The organism is Verticiella sediminum (assembly GCF_007558815.1).
GTDB classification, from domain to species: Bacteria; Pseudomonadota; Gammaproteobacteria; order Burkholderiales; family Burkholderiaceae_B; genus Verticiella; species Verticiella sediminum.
Map to the genome: position 1 here is coordinate 46,682 of NZ_VLTJ01000029.1, position 13,581 is coordinate 60,262.

13 protein-coding genes and 1 pseudogene are annotated in these 13,581 nt (G+C 67.8%); 11 read left to right on the top strand and 3 right to left on the bottom strand.

Annotated elements, in window-relative coordinates; translation table 11 throughout:
• The first annotated feature begins 86 nt into the window (after positions 1-86).
• The 3 genes from FOZ76_RS14715 to FOZ76_RS14725 all read left to right on the top strand — a co-directional run bounded on the left by FOZ76_RS14715 (position 87) and on the right by FOZ76_RS14725 (position 4,092).
• Entirely contained in the window at positions 87-1,475 is a 1,389-nt protein-coding gene (locus FOZ76_RS14715) for an MmgE/PrpD family protein (protein WP_143949032.1), read from the top strand.
• Between the two features lie 195 nt (positions 1,476-1,670).
• Positions 1,671-2,657: a tripartite tricarboxylate transporter substrate binding protein gene (locus FOZ76_RS14720; RefSeq protein WP_143949033.1), complete on the top strand. Its 987-nt coding sequence runs from the start codon at positions 1,671-1,673 to the stop codon at positions 2,655-2,657.
• Between the two features lie 76 nt (positions 2,658-2,733).
• Positions 2,734-4,092: an MmgE/PrpD family protein gene (locus FOZ76_RS14725; protein WP_170235461.1), complete on the top strand. Its 1,359-nt coding sequence runs from the start codon at positions 2,734-2,736 to the stop codon at positions 4,090-4,092.
• Positions 4,093-4,239: 147 nt separating this feature from the next.
• Here FOZ76_RS14725 and FOZ76_RS14730 read toward each other — a convergent pair whose 3' ends face one another.
• Complete coding sequence (locus FOZ76_RS14730; RefSeq protein WP_143949035.1) at positions 4,240-5,478, bottom strand: NAD(P)/FAD-dependent oxidoreductase; 1,239 nt, start codon at positions 5,476-5,478, stop codon at positions 4,240-4,242.
• Between the two features lie 151 nt (positions 5,479-5,629).
• Between FOZ76_RS14730 and FOZ76_RS14735 the strand changes: the two genes are divergently transcribed.
• From FOZ76_RS14735 to FOZ76_RS14750, 4 genes and pseudogenes are all read left to right on the top strand, one after another.
• The gene (locus FOZ76_RS14735) at positions 5,630-5,980 is read left to right on the top strand and encodes an antibiotic biosynthesis monooxygenase family protein (protein WP_143949036.1); all 351 of its coding nucleotides are present in this window, start codon (positions 5,630-5,632) and stop codon (positions 5,978-5,980) included.
• A 38-nt stretch (positions 5,981-6,018) separates the two neighbouring features.
• Complete coding sequence (locus tag FOZ76_RS14740; RefSeq protein ID WP_143949037.1) at positions 6,019-6,561, top strand: LysE family translocator; 543 nt, start codon at positions 6,019-6,021, stop codon at positions 6,559-6,561.
• 35 nt (positions 6,562-6,596) lie between these two features.
• Positions 6,597-7,835, top strand: a complete 1,239-nt coding sequence (locus tag FOZ76_RS14745; RefSeq protein ID WP_143949038.1) for an NnrS family protein — start codon at positions 6,597-6,599, stop codon at positions 7,833-7,835.
• Between the two features lie 13 nt (positions 7,836-7,848).
• Positions 7,849-8,304 (top strand): annotated as a pseudogene (locus FOZ76_RS14750) (RrF2 family transcriptional regulator).
• A 269-nt stretch (positions 8,305-8,573) separates the two neighbouring features.
• On the opposite strand, the gene FOZ76_RS14755 reads toward FOZ76_RS14750, so the two are convergent.
• Together FOZ76_RS14755 and FOZ76_RS14760 are read right to left on the bottom strand one after the other, a co-directional pair.
• Positions 8,574-8,864, bottom strand: coding sequence for a hypothetical protein (locus FOZ76_RS14755; RefSeq protein WP_143949039.1), 291 nt, complete (start codon positions 8,862-8,864; stop codon positions 8,574-8,576).
• A complete protein-coding gene (locus tag FOZ76_RS14760) occupies positions 8,861-9,046 on the bottom strand; it encodes a hypothetical protein (protein ID WP_143949040.1) in 186 nt (61 codons plus the stop codon). Before FOZ76_RS14760 ends, FOZ76_RS14755 begins: the two co-directional genes overlap by 4 nt.
• Before the next feature lie 529 nt (positions 9,047-9,575).
• On the opposite strand from FOZ76_RS14760, the gene FOZ76_RS14765 reads away from it, so the two are divergent.
• From FOZ76_RS14765 to FOZ76_RS14780, 4 genes are read left to right on the top strand one after another with little or no spacing between them, the layout of a single operon-like run.
• On the top strand, positions 9,576-10,568 hold the full coding sequence (locus FOZ76_RS14765; RefSeq protein ID WP_170235462.1) for a Bug family tripartite tricarboxylate transporter substrate binding protein: 993 nt from the start codon (positions 9,576-9,578) through the stop codon (positions 10,566-10,568).
• Between the two features lie 48 nt (positions 10,569-10,616).
• The gene (locus tag FOZ76_RS14770) at positions 10,617-11,501 is read left to right on the top strand and encodes an SMP-30/gluconolactonase/LRE family protein (RefSeq protein WP_143949042.1); all 885 of its coding nucleotides are present in this window, start codon (positions 10,617-10,619) and stop codon (positions 11,499-11,501) included.
• Positions 11,502-11,526: 25 nt separating this feature from the next.
• Positions 11,527-12,186 carry an RraA family protein gene (locus tag FOZ76_RS14775; protein WP_170235463.1) on the top strand — a complete coding sequence of 220 codons (660 nt, stop codon included), beginning with the start codon at positions 11,527-11,529 and terminating at the stop codon, positions 12,184-12,186.
• 35 nt (positions 12,187-12,221) lie between these two features.
• Positions 12,222-13,559, top strand: a complete 1,338-nt coding sequence (locus FOZ76_RS14780) for an MmgE/PrpD family protein (protein ID WP_170235464.1) — start codon at positions 12,222-12,224, stop codon at positions 13,557-13,559.
• The last annotated feature ends 22 nt before the right edge of the window (positions 13,560-13,581 follow it).

Below are 13,581 nucleotides of genomic sequence, written 5' to 3' on the forward strand. Positions count from 1 at the left end.
CGGGCCGCCCCAAGGCAAAAAGCGCCCCCTCGGGGGCAGCAAGCCGAAGGCGCAGCGTGGGGGCCTTCTCTTTCGGAACTCCAGCCATGAGCCAGACCCGCACCACCCGCCCGCCGCAGCCCACCACCGCCGCGCTCGCCGAGTTCGCCAGCCGCCTCACCACGCGGCAACTGGACGACGTCGAGCGTCGGGAAGCCGCCCGCCACCTCGTCGACACCCTGGGCGCCTGCGTGGCCGGCGCCGGCCAGCCCGTCTGGCGCAGCGCAGCAGGCGTGCTGCGCGAGCTCGATCTGGTCGGCGCTGCGCGCCCGGTGCCCATACCCGGAACCACCGAACGCGGGGACGTGCTGCACGCCGCGTACCTGATGGCGGTGGCCTGCCATGCGCTGGAACTCGACGACGGCAACCGCGAAGGCTCGATCCATCCCGGCACCGTGGTGGTACCGGCCGCGCTTGCCCTGGGCCACCGGCTGGATTCCGACGGCGACGACCTGATCGCCGCCGTCGTCGCCGGCTACGAAGTCGCCATCGCGCTTGCCGAAGTGCTGCACCCGCACGCCGCCCGGCGCGGTTTCCAGACGACGCCGGTGGCCGGCGTGATCGGCGCAGCGGCGGCCTGCGGCCGGCTGCTGGGACTGGCCCCCGCCGAGATGGAAAGCGCCCTGGGCATCGCCGCCAGTTCGTCGGCGGGCCTGTTCGCCTATCTCGCCGGCGGTGGCAACATCAAGAAGCTGCACCCTGCGCATGCCGCCCGCGAAGGCGTCTTCGCCGCGCTGCTGGCCGCCGAAGGCGGCGTACAAGGGCCGCGCGGCGTGGCCGAAGGCCCGGCCGGCGTGTTCCAAGCGTTCGCGGGCCTGGCCGGCGGGCCGCCTGCCGAACCCCGGCGCAACGCGCTGGCTGTCGTGCGCTCGTATCTCAAGCCCTACCCCGCCTGCCGGCACATACACCCGGCCATCGACGCCTTGCTGGCCCTGCGCGGCGAACACGGCATCGACCCGGCTCAGGTCGCCAGCATAAATGTAGGAACCTATGAGGCCGCCATGCCCCACGCCGCCCTGGGCTGGGACACCCTGCCCATCGCGCAACTGAGCTTTCCGTATGTGGTGGCGGTGGCCCTGCAGTACGGCGCGGTGGCGCTGCCGCACTTCTCCGACGAAACGCGCGCGCGGCCGGAGATCGCCGCCCTGGCCGCCAAGGTGAGCGTGCATGCCGACCCGGTCTGCTGCGCCGCCTATCCCGCCCATGGCCCGGCCGACGTCACCATCGTCATGGCCGACGGCACGCGCCACCAGCGCTACGTGGCCGAACCGCTGGGCTCGCCCGACCTTGCGCTGAGCGACGCCCAGTTGCTGGAGAAATTCTCGATTTCGGTCGCCGGCCTGCCGCGCGCGGCCGACGCCGGCCGCATGGCCGCCGGCCTGCTCGGCGGTGCCGCACCCGGCGTGCGCGCACTCGTGCACGAGCTGCTCGCCTGACCACGGGGCCCAAGCGCAAGCCTCGCCCTTCAGGGCGAGGTCAAGCGAAGCAAGCCCATCCTGGCGCCGCAGGCGCCCCCAACGAGTGACGAGGAAGCTCCCGCCTTCAGACGGGAGTGACTCACACGATCCAGCCTGCCCCGGCCCTCGCCGGCGGCCGGTTCCCTCCCTCATCCAGATCTGCCCGGAGCTTTCATGAAATCCCGCATTTCGGCCGCCCGCGCCACGGTCCTGACTTTGCTTTGCCTCGCCGTACCCGCAGCCGCGCTCGCCGCCGACGCCGACTATCCGGCCAAGCCGGTGCGCCTCATCGTGCCCTTCGCAGCCGGCGGCGCCACCGACATCTTCGGCCGCCTGGTCGCCAACGAACTCAGCCAGTCGCTGCACCAGCCCTTCGTCGTCGAGAATCGCCCCGGCGGCGGCGGCAACATCGGCTCCAACGTGGTCGCCAGCGCCGCACCCGACGGCTACACCCTGCTGCTGGGCGCCGCCGGCAACATCGCGATCAACCCGGGCCTGTTCAAGAACATGCCGTTCGACCCGATCAAGGATCTGAGCCCGGTCGCCCTGGCCGGTTCGTCGATCAACGTGCTGGTGGTGCCGGCCAGCCTGCCGGCGGCCTCCGTCCAGGACCTCATCGCGCTCGCCAAGAGCAAGCCCGGCGCGCTCAACTATGCGTCCTCAGGCAACGGCGGCACCACCCACCTCGCCGCCGAGATGTTCAAGACCATGGCCGACGTGGACATCCTGCACGTGCCCTACCAGGGTAGTGGCCCGGCCATGATCGACCTGCTCGCCGCGCGCGTGGACCTGATGTTCGACAACCTGCCCTCGGCCCTGCCCAAGGTGCAAAGCGGCGAACTCAAGGCCCTGGGCGTCACCGGCAGCGCGCGCAGCCAGTCCATGCCCGACGTGCCCACCGTCGCCGAGGCCGGCGTGCCGGGCTTCGAGGCCACCACCTGGTTCGGCATCTTCGCGCCGGCCGGCACGCCGCAGCCGATCGTGGACAAGCTCAACGCGGCGGTCAACGCCGCCCTGGACAAGCCGGAAATCATCGCCCGCCTGGACTCGATGGGCGCGGAAGCCAAACCGACCACGCCCGCGGCCTTCGCCGAACTGGTCGCCACCGACACCCGCAAATGGGGCGAGGTGATCCGCCAGGCCAACATCAGCATCGATTGACGTCCCGACCGGCGCCGGCGCGACACGGCCGGCCCGTGGGGCTTCGTACACCGATTCATTGCCGACGATGGCGATCATGAAAAACTCTTCCGAATTCGATGCGGCGCTGCATGCGCTCGCCGAGTGGGCCGCGGACTGCGGTCTGGCCGGCATCCCCGAAAGCGCCCGGCGGCGGACGGTGCTGGTCCTGGCCGACGATCTGGCCGCCATGGCCGCAGGCGCGTGCGAACCGGAACTCGCGGCGTACCGACAGCGCGTGCTGAGCAGGCCGCACATCGAAGAATCCACGCTGTTCGCCGCCGGCCTGCCGCGCGTCGACCGGCTGCAGGCGGCGTCGGTGAACGCGGTCGCCGGCACCTGGTGCGAACTGGACGAAGGATTCCGGCGGACCATCTGCCACGCCGGCATCTACGTCCTGCCCGCGCTGCTGGCGGAGGCCGAGGCGACGGGTGCGAGCTACGGCGAGCTGGTGCGCGCCCTGGCCCTGGCGTACGAATGCGTGACCCGCGTCGCCCTGGCCTTTCGCTTTGCCCGGCCGACGGTGCATGCGCACGCATGCTGGTCGGCCATCGGCGCGGCGGCGGGCGTGGCCCTGCTGCGCCGGGAACACGCCGACGTGCTGGCCGGCGCGATGGCGGCGGCAGCCACCACCGCCAGCCTGGGCCCGCGGCCGCACCTGGTCCAGGGCGTGCTGGTGCGCAACGGCTGGGCCGCCGCCGGCGCGGTCAACGGCATGCAGTGCGCGGACTGGTCGGCCTGCGGCATCCGCGGCGTCGGCGGCAGCCTGCCGGCGGTTTATCGGGACATCCTGGGCGGCCAGGCGGACAGCAGCGCCCTGACCGCGGCGCTGGGCGAAGTCTGGTCTGTCGAGTCCGGCTACCAGAAGCTGTATGCGTGCTGCCAGCACGGCCACGCGGCGGTGGAGGCCGTGCTGGAACTGCTGGCCGGCGGCGGGCTGGACGCGCAGGCGGTGCTTGCCATCGACGTGTACACGCACCCGCTCGCGCTGACCCTGGACAATGCGGATCCGCTGACGACCCTGGGCGCCAGGTTCTCGATGCCGCACATGGTGGCCGGACCGCTGGTGTACGGCACGGGGGGCATGGCGGCCTTCTCCAGCGCCGCGCTGACCGATCCGCGCGTGCAGCGGCTGCGCCGCGTGGTGCGCCTGCATCCGTGGCAGGGACCGCTGGAACCGCCGTTCGACCGCCCGGCCCGGGTGGTGGTGCATACCCCGGCCGGACGGCTGCAAGCCGAATGCCTGAGCGCGATCGGCAGCCCGGACCGGCCGCTGGACCTGTCGACGCTGGCGGCCAAGATCGGTGAACTGGCCGGTGGCCTGCTGCCCGGGCTGGCCAGCCTGATCGATGCCGGCGACCCTGCCGGGGACGCGGCCAGGCCCTGGCCAGACATGCTAGCGAGCCTGCGGACTTGACGTCCGCTCAGTCTGCCCTGAGCGGGGCCGCCAGCGCGCGGCAGCGCCTGCCCCGGCTGCTTCCTGAACGCGCAACGGCCATCGGCCGGCCGCCGCGCATGCGCCCGGAACGGCGCCACGCAGCCAGTCGCAGTCTTCGTGTCCGACTCAGGCATAGCGGCTAGGCGCGTACGGTGCAGGGTCGACCACCGGCGACGCACCGTCGAGCATCTCGGCGAGCAGCCGGCCGCTGATCGGCCCCAGCGTGAAGCCCTGGTGGCCGTGGCCGAAGTTGAACCAGAGGCCTGGGTGCCTGGGCGCGGGACCAATCAGCGGCAGCATGTCCGCGGTGCAGGGCCTGGCGCCCAGCCACGGCTCGGGCTCCACCGCCTCGCCCAGGTCAAGCCAGCGGCGTGCAGCCGACTCGGCCCGCGTCATCTGCAGCGGCGTGGCGCGCGCCCCCAGGCTGGCGAACTCCGCGCCGGTGGCCACGCGCAGGCCGGCGCGCATCGGACTCATCATGAAGCCACGGTCGGCATCCTGCAGCGGCACGCTGGGCGGCCGTGCGCAGACATAGTGCCGGTGATAGCCGCGCTTGACGAAGAGCGGCAGGCGATAGCCCAGGCGGCGCAGCATGCCATCGGCCCACGGCCCGAGGGCCAGCACGGCCTGCTGGGCCGTCAACACGCCGTCGACGGTCTCGACGGCCCAGCCGGCGCCCTCGCCGCGCAGGCTTTGCGCGTCGCCTTGCCGAACCTCTCCCCCCTGCCGTACGAACAGCGTCGCGTACGCCGTCACCAGGGCGCCCGGGTCGACCACGCTCCAAGGGTCCTGCCAATGCACGGCGCCGACCGCATCCGCGGCCAGCATGGGCTGCGCGCGCCGCAGATCCGCGGCCGACTCGACGGCGCTGTGCACGCCCCAATCGCGCTCGAGGCGCTCGGCGCGCGCCGTCGCAAGCGCGAAGCTGTCGGCACGGCTGAATATCGCGCGGTAACCGCCGGGACGCGCCAGCGCCAGGCAGTCCGCGGCCTCCATCAAGACCCGATGCTCGTCGATTGCGTGCAGGATGAGGCGGGCATAAGGCGGGACGATGTCGCGATAGCGCGCGGGCGCCGACGCCGACCAGTAGCCCGCCAGACGCGGCATCAGCGTCGGCAACGCCGCCCAGTGGTAGCGGATGTCGAAGCCGCGGCGCAGCGCTACGCGCAGAATCTTGCCGAACTCGCGCGGGAAGGGGTAAGGTTCGACCGCCTCGCGCTGGATCAGCCCGGCGTTGCCGTACGACGTTTCGCGGCCCGGTTCGCGACGGTCGACCAGGCAGACGGTGTAGCCCAGGCGCTGCAGATGCAGGGCGGTACAGACGCCGACCATGCCGGCGCCCAGGACGATGATGCTCTTGCTCATGGCGATGGCTGCTCCTGACGACGGACATTATCGCGTCCCCATGGAGCGTGTGGTGGGCCGCGCGCGCCGAAAGCGCGGCCGCAGGTCCGGGCATGCCGAATGGGCTCGCCGGGCGGCAAGCCAAACGGACACTCCGTCCATGAAGGAACCGATGCAAACTCTCTACAGCGCCACCTTTACATTCGCCATGCACGAAGCGGACGACGAATTCCATGCACTGGACCAGGTGATCGCGCGAGCAGCGAAGTCGATCCCGGGATACCTCGGCGAAGAAGCCTGGGAGAATCCCTCGACGGGCTTGATATCCAACGTGTACTACTGGGAATCCATGGAAGCACTGCAGGCGCTGATGACACATCCCGCGCACGTCGAGGCCAAGCAGCGCCAGGCGGCGTGGCTCGATGGCTATCAGGTCGTCATCGCGCAGATCGTCCGTTGCTACGGCGACGGCCGCATCGCCCATCCGCTCCAGAGGCTTGGCGAGCTTGCGACGAGAGCCTAAGGTAGCGCCATCGACGCAGCCTCCATCAACCACGTGCCATGTCGCTCCTGCCCTTTTTCATCGCCGCCATCGCTCTCGCCATCACGCCCGGCCCCGGCATGGCCTACGTCGTCGGCATGCTGCACGTCGCCGCTGCCGCTCTCGGGCTCTCGCTCCTGATCGCGCAATCGGCCGTTGCCTTCATCGTGCTGAAGTATGTGGGCGCGGCGTACCTGGTCTACCTGGGCATTCGCGCTCTCGTGCAGGCGAACCGACGTCTGCCCAACGATCGGACGGTCAGCCGCGGCATGCGCCGTGCCCTTCTGGAAGGCGCGCTGGTCGAAGCCATGAACGTGAAGACCGCCCTCTTCTTCCTGGCCTTCCTGCCGCAATTCGTCTCGCCGAGCGAGCCGCTGGCGGGTCAATTGGTCATGCTCGGAACCGTTTGTCTCGCCCTGAACACTTTGGTGGACACACTGGCCGTTCTTGGCGCTCACCGCCTGCTCCGCTCCGACGCCATGCGCGTCGCCCGGGCACGCCTGCTGGCGCGTTTGTCGTACCAAGGCTTGTTCTTCGCCGAGCATAAGATATATTCAATATAGATCTTTAAAGCACGTGTCCGAGCAGCGCTGCCCCCATGACCGAACGACTGCGCATCGACGAGCCCGCCACCGGCACATCCACGGCGCCGCAGTGGCGAGCGTTCCTGGAGCTGGGCTTTCGGCCGCTGTACCCGGCGGGGTGCCTCTGGGGCATCGTGGCGGTGGCCGTGTGGGTGTTCGCGCCGCAGTGGCTGCAGGGCGCGCTGTCCGGCGTGCTCTGGCACGCGCACGAGACGCTCTGGGGTTTCGTCGCCACCATTGCCCTGGGCTTTCTGCTCACCGCCAGCGCCAACTGGACGGGTGTCAATCCTTTACGCGGGCCAGCGCTGGGCGGGCTGGCCCTGCTATGGGTATCGGCCCGAGTGGGCTTTCTGGTGCCGGGCCCGACTGCCTTCGTCCTGGCCGCGCTGTGCGAGCTGCTGTTCTACGGCTGGGGCGCACTGGCCCTGGGCCGGACCATCTACGCCACCCGCAACCGGCGCAACTACGGCGTGCCGGTGCTCGTGCTCGCGCTGGGCGTAGCCGACGCACTGTTCCTGTACGCCATCTGGGCCGATGAGTATGCGCTGCTCATGCGCTACTTCTACACTGGGCTGCTGTGCATGGCCGTGATCGCCCTGCTGGTCGCGCGCCGGGTGATCCCCTTCTTCGCCATGCGAGCGGTCACCGGCCTGCATATCCCCATGCACACGGCGAGCGGCCAGTGGCAACTCGCGGCCGGCGCGCTTGCCGTGACGGGCCAGTTGCTCGGCGGGACGATCGCAGCCGCCGTGGGCCTGGCATCTGCCGGTGCGCTCGCACTATGGCAGGTGCTGGCCTGGAAACCCCTGGCCGTGCGGCGCGTGCCGCTGCTCTGGATTCTCTACGCGGGCTACGCAGGGCTCGGCGCGGGCCTGCTCGTGGCGGCGGCGCAGGCCGCCGGCTGGGTGCTGCTTGCGGCCTGGCCGGCGCACGTGATCGGCGTCGCCGGATTCGGCGTGCTCATCATCGGCATGGTCACGCGCACCGCCCTGGGCCACCTGGGCCGCCCGCTGCGCACGGACCGCAGCATGGTGGCGGCCTATGTGCTGGTGATCGCCGCGGCCGTGCTGCGCCTGGTTGCGCTGCTGCCCACGCCCCTGTCCCTGGGTACGCTGCATGCCTCGGCCGGGGCCTGGGAACTGGCCTTCGCCCTGTATCTGTGGCGCTTCCTGCCCATGCTGATCCGTCCGCGAGTCGATCAACCGCTTTCCGTGCCAGCCCCGCAACCCGGCAGCTCGGGCAGGCCCTCGTGAGCGAGGCTTTCGCATGCGTCTGACCACGATGACCGACCACGCGCTGCGCCTGCTGATGAGGTAGCGCCCCGGCCGGAACGCCTCCGCACCATCGCCGAGATCGCCGCGGCCCATCGCGTTTCATTCAGAAGCCCACCTGATGAAAGTCACGCATCAGCTCGGCCGGCACGGCTGGATCGAGACCGTGCGCGGCAAAGGCGGCGGCATGCGCCTCGCGCGCGCACCGCAGGACATCAATCTGGGCGCAGTGGTACGCAGCATCGAGCCTGATCTCGACCTGGTGGAGTGCTTTGCCACCGGCAGCCAGTGCACGCTGACGGGCGACTGCCGTCTGGCAGGTGTGCTTGGCGGCGCCCTGCGCGCCTTCATGTCGCACCTGGACGGCTACACCCTGGCCGATCGGCTGCCGGGCTCGGACCTGCCGGCGCCGGACCTTCTGTTGCGGATAGCACCGCACCGGCCCGCATGAGCTACGGGCTGCCGGTCGTCCTGCATCTGTTCGCTCTCGCGATCATGTTCTGACATTTCGCGACAGCCACGCTGTGCAGACGACGCGGCCTGCCGCGTTGGCCTGCACCCGAGTGTGCTCTGCCACGTCCTCGCCATGCGTGTCAATCGTGCCCAGAACGAATGCCGGCGCCTGGCGGTCATTCGTTACGCGGAAGGCGGCACGATTTTTCTTCTTGAGCCGGCACCGTCAGCGCGGCGCGTCACCGCCGCACTCGCATGCCATGACAGCTATTTCGCCATGTCTGGCTGGCCACGCATCAGACCCGCCAACCTCGAACGAACCCATTCGGCGTCGTAGGCCTCCTGCGCCGCCTCACGTCGCAAGGCCGCTCGCCGGAAGTCTTCAGGCATGCCGTCCCAAAGGCTCAGAATGGACGCCCCCAGGAAGGCCAGCACCCGCTTCTCGTGTTCGTCGAAAACCTCGAGCGGGAATGTAGCCGCCGCCGGCAGATGCTGCGAGCCGCCCTCATCCTCCCACTGCGCAGCGCCTCGCTGGCGGGAAAGGCTCTCAGGGTTCACACGCCCCCCTTTTTTCCCTGCTGCTGTGCTTGGCGGTCCGCGTCGGACTGGTTCCGGCCCTTGTCCTGGTCCGGCTGCTGCCTGCTGCTCTGGTCGGCCTGCTCCTGCTGCCTGCGACTTTCCTCGGTTGACGGCTGGCCTGGCTGTTGGGTGTTCACGGTGGAAGTCTGTTGTTGGGTCATGATATTCATCCCTTTCTGTCGTGCGCGGCAGTTGCCGCACACACCCAGGCTACGCGCACGGCGGGCCCGCACCTAACTTTCATTTGAAACACATCTAGCGTGTTCGGTTCGCTGTCTGAAGTGGTAGCCCGGATCGCGGCCCAGCCCCCCTCTCAAACCTGGATATATCCACCCACCCGGCTCGCCGAAGGCTTGCCCCGGTGGGATAAACAATGGCAAGCGCGCACCGCGGCCGCAAGCAAAGACCCGCTCGAAACAGAGAAGAGAATAGCGCCCTCTCTTTACCAAGCGGGCATCGATGCGTCGAGTCGCTCCATGTCGATTTGCTTCTTGCGCGATATATCCATGGGAAAACCATCACGATATTCAGATTGAATTGAGGAAGTCACAAATGGCATTGGACGGGCCAACTTGCCAGGATGCAAGATGATTTCAAATCAAACATCGCGGACTCCGGCTTTCGTCATGGAACGCAAAGCAAATGAGTCCCGCCCAAGATGTGTCAGCGCTTTCCCCGAGGAGGAACTTAATGAAAATATCAACGTACTTACGCGTGCTTGCGCTTGTCTTGCTCCAAAGCTTCAGCGCCATGCCCTGGGGGAACGCCACGGCGGCGGAGTTCCCGAGCAAACCGATCCGGCTCATCACCCCTTACGCGGCAGGCGGATCCACCGACACGTTGGCGCGCATAGTCGGACCCAAGATGTCCGAAGCGCTTGGCGTGCCGGTAGTGGTCGAGGCCATGCCTGGCGCCAACGGAGCTATGGCGCTGTCGCACCTGGCCAAGTCCGCGCCCGACGGCTATACGATGTTGATCACCACCGCCAGCCCCATCGTCGTCAATCCGCATACCTTTCCCAATGTTCCCTACGATCCTCTCAAGGATTTCACGCACATTTCCCTAGTGGCGAGATCCGAAGCGGCTTTTCTGGTCAATCCCTCGATACCGGCCAACTCTCTGCAGCAACTGATCGACCTGTCCAAGACGCGACCGATCCGCATCGGGGTGGCGGGTGCTGGCGGACAGCCGGAACTGATCTTGGCCAAAATCAACACAGATAGCGGCGCCCAGTTCGACGTCATCCCGTATAACGGCGGCGGCCCGGCGATCATCGACGCAGTTGCCGGGCACGTCGACGGCGTATTGAATGACATCGCGGGCAACGTCGGCCCGATGGTCAAGGCCGGAAAACTGCGATCGGTGGCGGTGCTGACTTCAAACGACAAGTCGGCCATGCTTCCCGGAGCGGCCACGCTGGCCAACCAATCCTTGCCGACGCAATGGGAGCTGCGCAACTGGCTGGTATTGCTCGGACCGGCGAACATGCCGCCCGCGATCTCCGAGAAACTGCGCAAGCTGGTCAGCGATGTGGTTGCCGACACGGGCGTGATCGAGAACCTGAAGACCGGATCGATGGTGCCATTTGCTTCCGAGTCGACGGCCGAAGCGCACGAGTTCATCACCAACGAATACATGATCTTTCGTGACATCCAGAAGCAGACCGGCGTGAAAGTCGAATGATCCGCCGGCCGACGCGCGGCCGACAGCTCTCTTTGATGGAAAAACACTATGACTGATCTCCACCAACCGGAATGCGTGGTGCGAAGCAATGACTCGCTCGGCGAGGTTCCACTTTGGAACAGCGTGCAAGGCAAGCTGTGGTGGATCGATGTCAGGGCCCCGTTGATTCAATCTTGGGACCCTGTCAGCGGCGAACACCAGCGCTTCGACATACCGGGGCGTTCCGTGGGTAGTTGGGCGTTTCGCCAAAGCGGCGGCATGATCGTCGCATTGCATGACGGCGTGTACCACTTCGAGCCGACGACAGGATCCTGCAAGCGCCTGCTGGCTCTGGAAGCGGACCAGGAAGGGCATCGCCTGAACGATGGGCGCTGCGACCGGCGCGGCCGCTTCTGGATCGGCACCATGCACGACACGGTACGCGAATTCCAGGGTTCGTTCTATTGCGTACAGCCCGACCTTTCCGTCCAGAAACTCTTCGGAGGGATCGACATTCCAAATTCGGTGGTGTTCAGCCCGGACGATCGCTTGATGTACTTCGCGGACAGCACGGCCAAGAAGATCTGGGTATTCGATTTCGATCTTGCCGCGGGCGCCTTGTCGAACCGGCGCGTATTCGTCGATTGCGCGGCCGACCCTGGCGTGCCGGACGGATCGGCCATGGACGCCGACGGCTGCCTGTGGAACGCCAATTACGGCAACGGCCGTATCGTCCGCTATACACCCGGCGGCAAGGTCGACCGTATCGTCGCGCTGCCTGTCACGCAACCCACTTGCTGCAGTTTCGGCGGCCCGGATCTCGATACGCTGTACATCACCACGGCGCGGCAGAAACTCACGGCGGAACAGTTGGCGCCGCAGCCACTCGCGGGGGGAGTCTTCGCGCTGAAGACCGGCGTCAAAGGCATCGCGGTGCCGGGTTTTGCCGGGTGACAGTCGGCGATATCGGAGGATGAACATGGCTTTGGACATTTCCACGCAAGCCGCGCGGCAAGCGCTGATCGAGCGCTGCGCGGGCATCAGCACGGCGACCTGGTCCGACGCGCTGGACGATTTAGGCCTGGCCGGGGTGATATCCGGCCTGCCGATGCGCAGTGGCACGGGCCGCCGCTGCGGTTTCGCCGTCACCGTGCGCGGCGAGGTCGGGAAACTCGGGAGCCATTCGCTCGCCGAGTTCGGCCAGGCCGAGATGGTGGCGGCGGCTGGACCGACTCAGGTGCTGGTGGTCGATGCCGGCGGGGCCGAGGTCTCGGCCATGGGTGGCATCGTCGCGTTGTCCGCGCATCTCAGAGGCATCGAGGCGGTCGTCATCGACGGTGCCTGCCGGGATATCGATGACATCCGCACGGCCGGATTGTGGGTGGCTAGCCGGCATGTCACGCCCAGATCGGGCAAGCGGCGCACCAGACTCGGTCATATCGGCGAACCGCTCGATATCGGCGACGTCCGCATCTGCGCGAACGACCTGGTGATTGGCGACAGCAATGGCCTGGTGGTCGTGCCGTTCGACAGACTCGAAGACATGCTGGCCATCGCCGAGCGCGTCAATGCCTCCGACCGGCAGTTGGAGGGACAAGTGGCGGCGGGCCGTTCCTTGCTGGACGCGGCGGCGCCGTGACGGCAATGCCAAGCGGCCGCGACGCGATGGATGGCATGCCGGCCACGCTCAGCACGCAATTGATCGATGCTCTATTTGCCCAGCGGCGTGCCGGCATCCCGGCGGCGATCCGTCGCAAGACCCGTCTGCACATTGCAGATAACCTGGCGATCGCAACTGCCGCGCGCGAGACCAGTGCTCTCGCCAGGCAGTTGCCGTGGTCTTTTCAGACGGGTGGTCAGCTCGCGCCGGCGATGGTCGCTTTCGTCATGTCAGCCTACGGCCACATCCTGGATTTCGATGACATTCACGACTTCGCACGAGTCCATCCCACCGCCGTGACGTTGCCGGCAGCACTGGCTGCGGCGCGGGCCGGCGGCGCCTCGGGAGCGGATGTGGTCGACGCGGTCGCCCTGTCCAACGAACTGTTGTGCCGGCTCGGCTCGATCTGGAGGCCGATAGGACGCGGCCCGGGTTCGGACTGGTTTCTGAGCCAGCTATTCGGCTATTTCGCCGCGGCGCTGTCGGCTTGCATCGTATTGCGGATGAACGCGGAAAACACGCGTTCGGCCCTCGGATTGGCATACATGCAGGCGGCCGGCGGCAAAGAAGCGGGCTTTGGCGTGGGCGGCAATGCCCGGGCCATCTACCCGGCGTTCGCCTCGATGGGAGGCGTCAACGCCGCATTGCTGGCACTGGCGGGAGTCGTGGGCCCGCCGACGGCACTGGACGGCGCGGCCGGGTTTTTCCCGCTCTACTTCGGCAGGAATCTGGACTCGGCTCAGCGCGCGCAGCTCCTGCGCGCCGATGCGTGGATGTGGAGCGATACCTGCATCAAGCCCTGGCCAAGCTGCCGCATTTCGCATCCCTATGTGTACGCCGCACAACGTCTGCGCGAGGATATGGGCAGGGATCGCATCGAGCGCATCGTGATCAGCGTGAACGGTTCGGCCGCCAAGTTGTGCGCGCCGCTGGCGCAGCGGCTCAGGCCGCAGACCTTGCAAGACGCCAAATACAGCATCCCGTTCATGGTCGCCTTTACGTTGGTGCATGGCGAGGTCAGCCTGAACACGCTCACCGATGCGTCCCTGCACGACGCGCACGTGCTGGACATGGCGCAGCGTATCGAACTGGTGCAGGTCGATACCGATGAACCGGGTTTGCCGCCGGCGGCGATCACCCTGTACGGCGGCGGCGCATCCCGCACGGTTGCCGGGCCGTTCAATCCTCCCGATTCGGAAGACGCGGTACGCACCAAATTCCGGTCCTGCTTTGATTTCGCCGGCTTGGGCGCGAGCGCGCACGCCGCGTGGATCGCCGTGGACGCTCTGGACCAGGGCGGTGTCGGCGATTTGCTGGAGCTGATGCGGGTCGAACCGGTCGGTCAATCGTAGGCACCATCGCAGCCAGCCGCCG

What these genes read in the sequence shown, in the direction of transcription:
- FOZ76_RS14715 (WP_143949032.1), top strand. Translation starts at nt 87, where the DNA reads ATGAGCCAGACCCGCACCACCCGCCCGCCGCAGCCCACCACCGCCGCG.
- FOZ76_RS14775 (WP_170235463.1), top strand. Translation starts at nt 11,527, where the DNA reads ATGGCTTTGGACATTTCCACGCAAGCCGCGCGGCAAGCGCTGATCGAG.
- FOZ76_RS14760 (WP_143949040.1), bottom strand. Translation starts at nt 9,046, where the DNA reads ATGACCCAACAACAGACTTCCACCGTGAACACCCAACAGCCAGGCCAG.
- FOZ76_RS14730 (WP_143949035.1), bottom strand. Translation starts at nt 5,478, where the DNA reads ATGAGCAAGAGCATCATCGTCCTGGGCGCCGGCATGGTCGGCGTCTGT.
- FOZ76_RS14770 (WP_143949042.1), top strand. Translation starts at nt 10,617, where the DNA reads ATGACTGATCTCCACCAACCGGAATGCGTGGTGCGAAGCAATGACTCG.
- FOZ76_RS14765 (WP_170235462.1), top strand. Translation starts at nt 9,576, where the DNA reads ATGAAAATATCAACGTACTTACGCGTGCTTGCGCTTGTCTTGCTCCAA.
- FOZ76_RS14725 (WP_170235461.1), top strand. Translation starts at nt 2,734, where the DNA reads ATGAAAAACTCTTCCGAATTCGATGCGGCGCTGCATGCGCTCGCCGAG.
- FOZ76_RS14740 (WP_143949037.1), top strand. Translation starts at nt 6,019, where the DNA reads ATGTCGCTCCTGCCCTTTTTCATCGCCGCCATCGCTCTCGCCATCACG.
- FOZ76_RS14735 (WP_143949036.1), top strand. Translation starts at nt 5,630, where the DNA reads ATGCAAACTCTCTACAGCGCCACCTTTACATTCGCCATGCACGAAGCG.
- FOZ76_RS14780 (WP_170235464.1), top strand. Translation starts at nt 12,222, where the DNA reads ATGCCGGCCACGCTCAGCACGCAATTGATCGATGCTCTATTTGCCCAG.
- FOZ76_RS14720 (WP_143949033.1), top strand. Translation starts at nt 1,671, where the DNA reads ATGAAATCCCGCATTTCGGCCGCCCGCGCCACGGTCCTGACTTTGCTT.
- FOZ76_RS14745 (WP_143949038.1), top strand. Translation starts at nt 6,597, where the DNA reads ATGACCGAACGACTGCGCATCGACGAGCCCGCCACCGGCACATCCACG.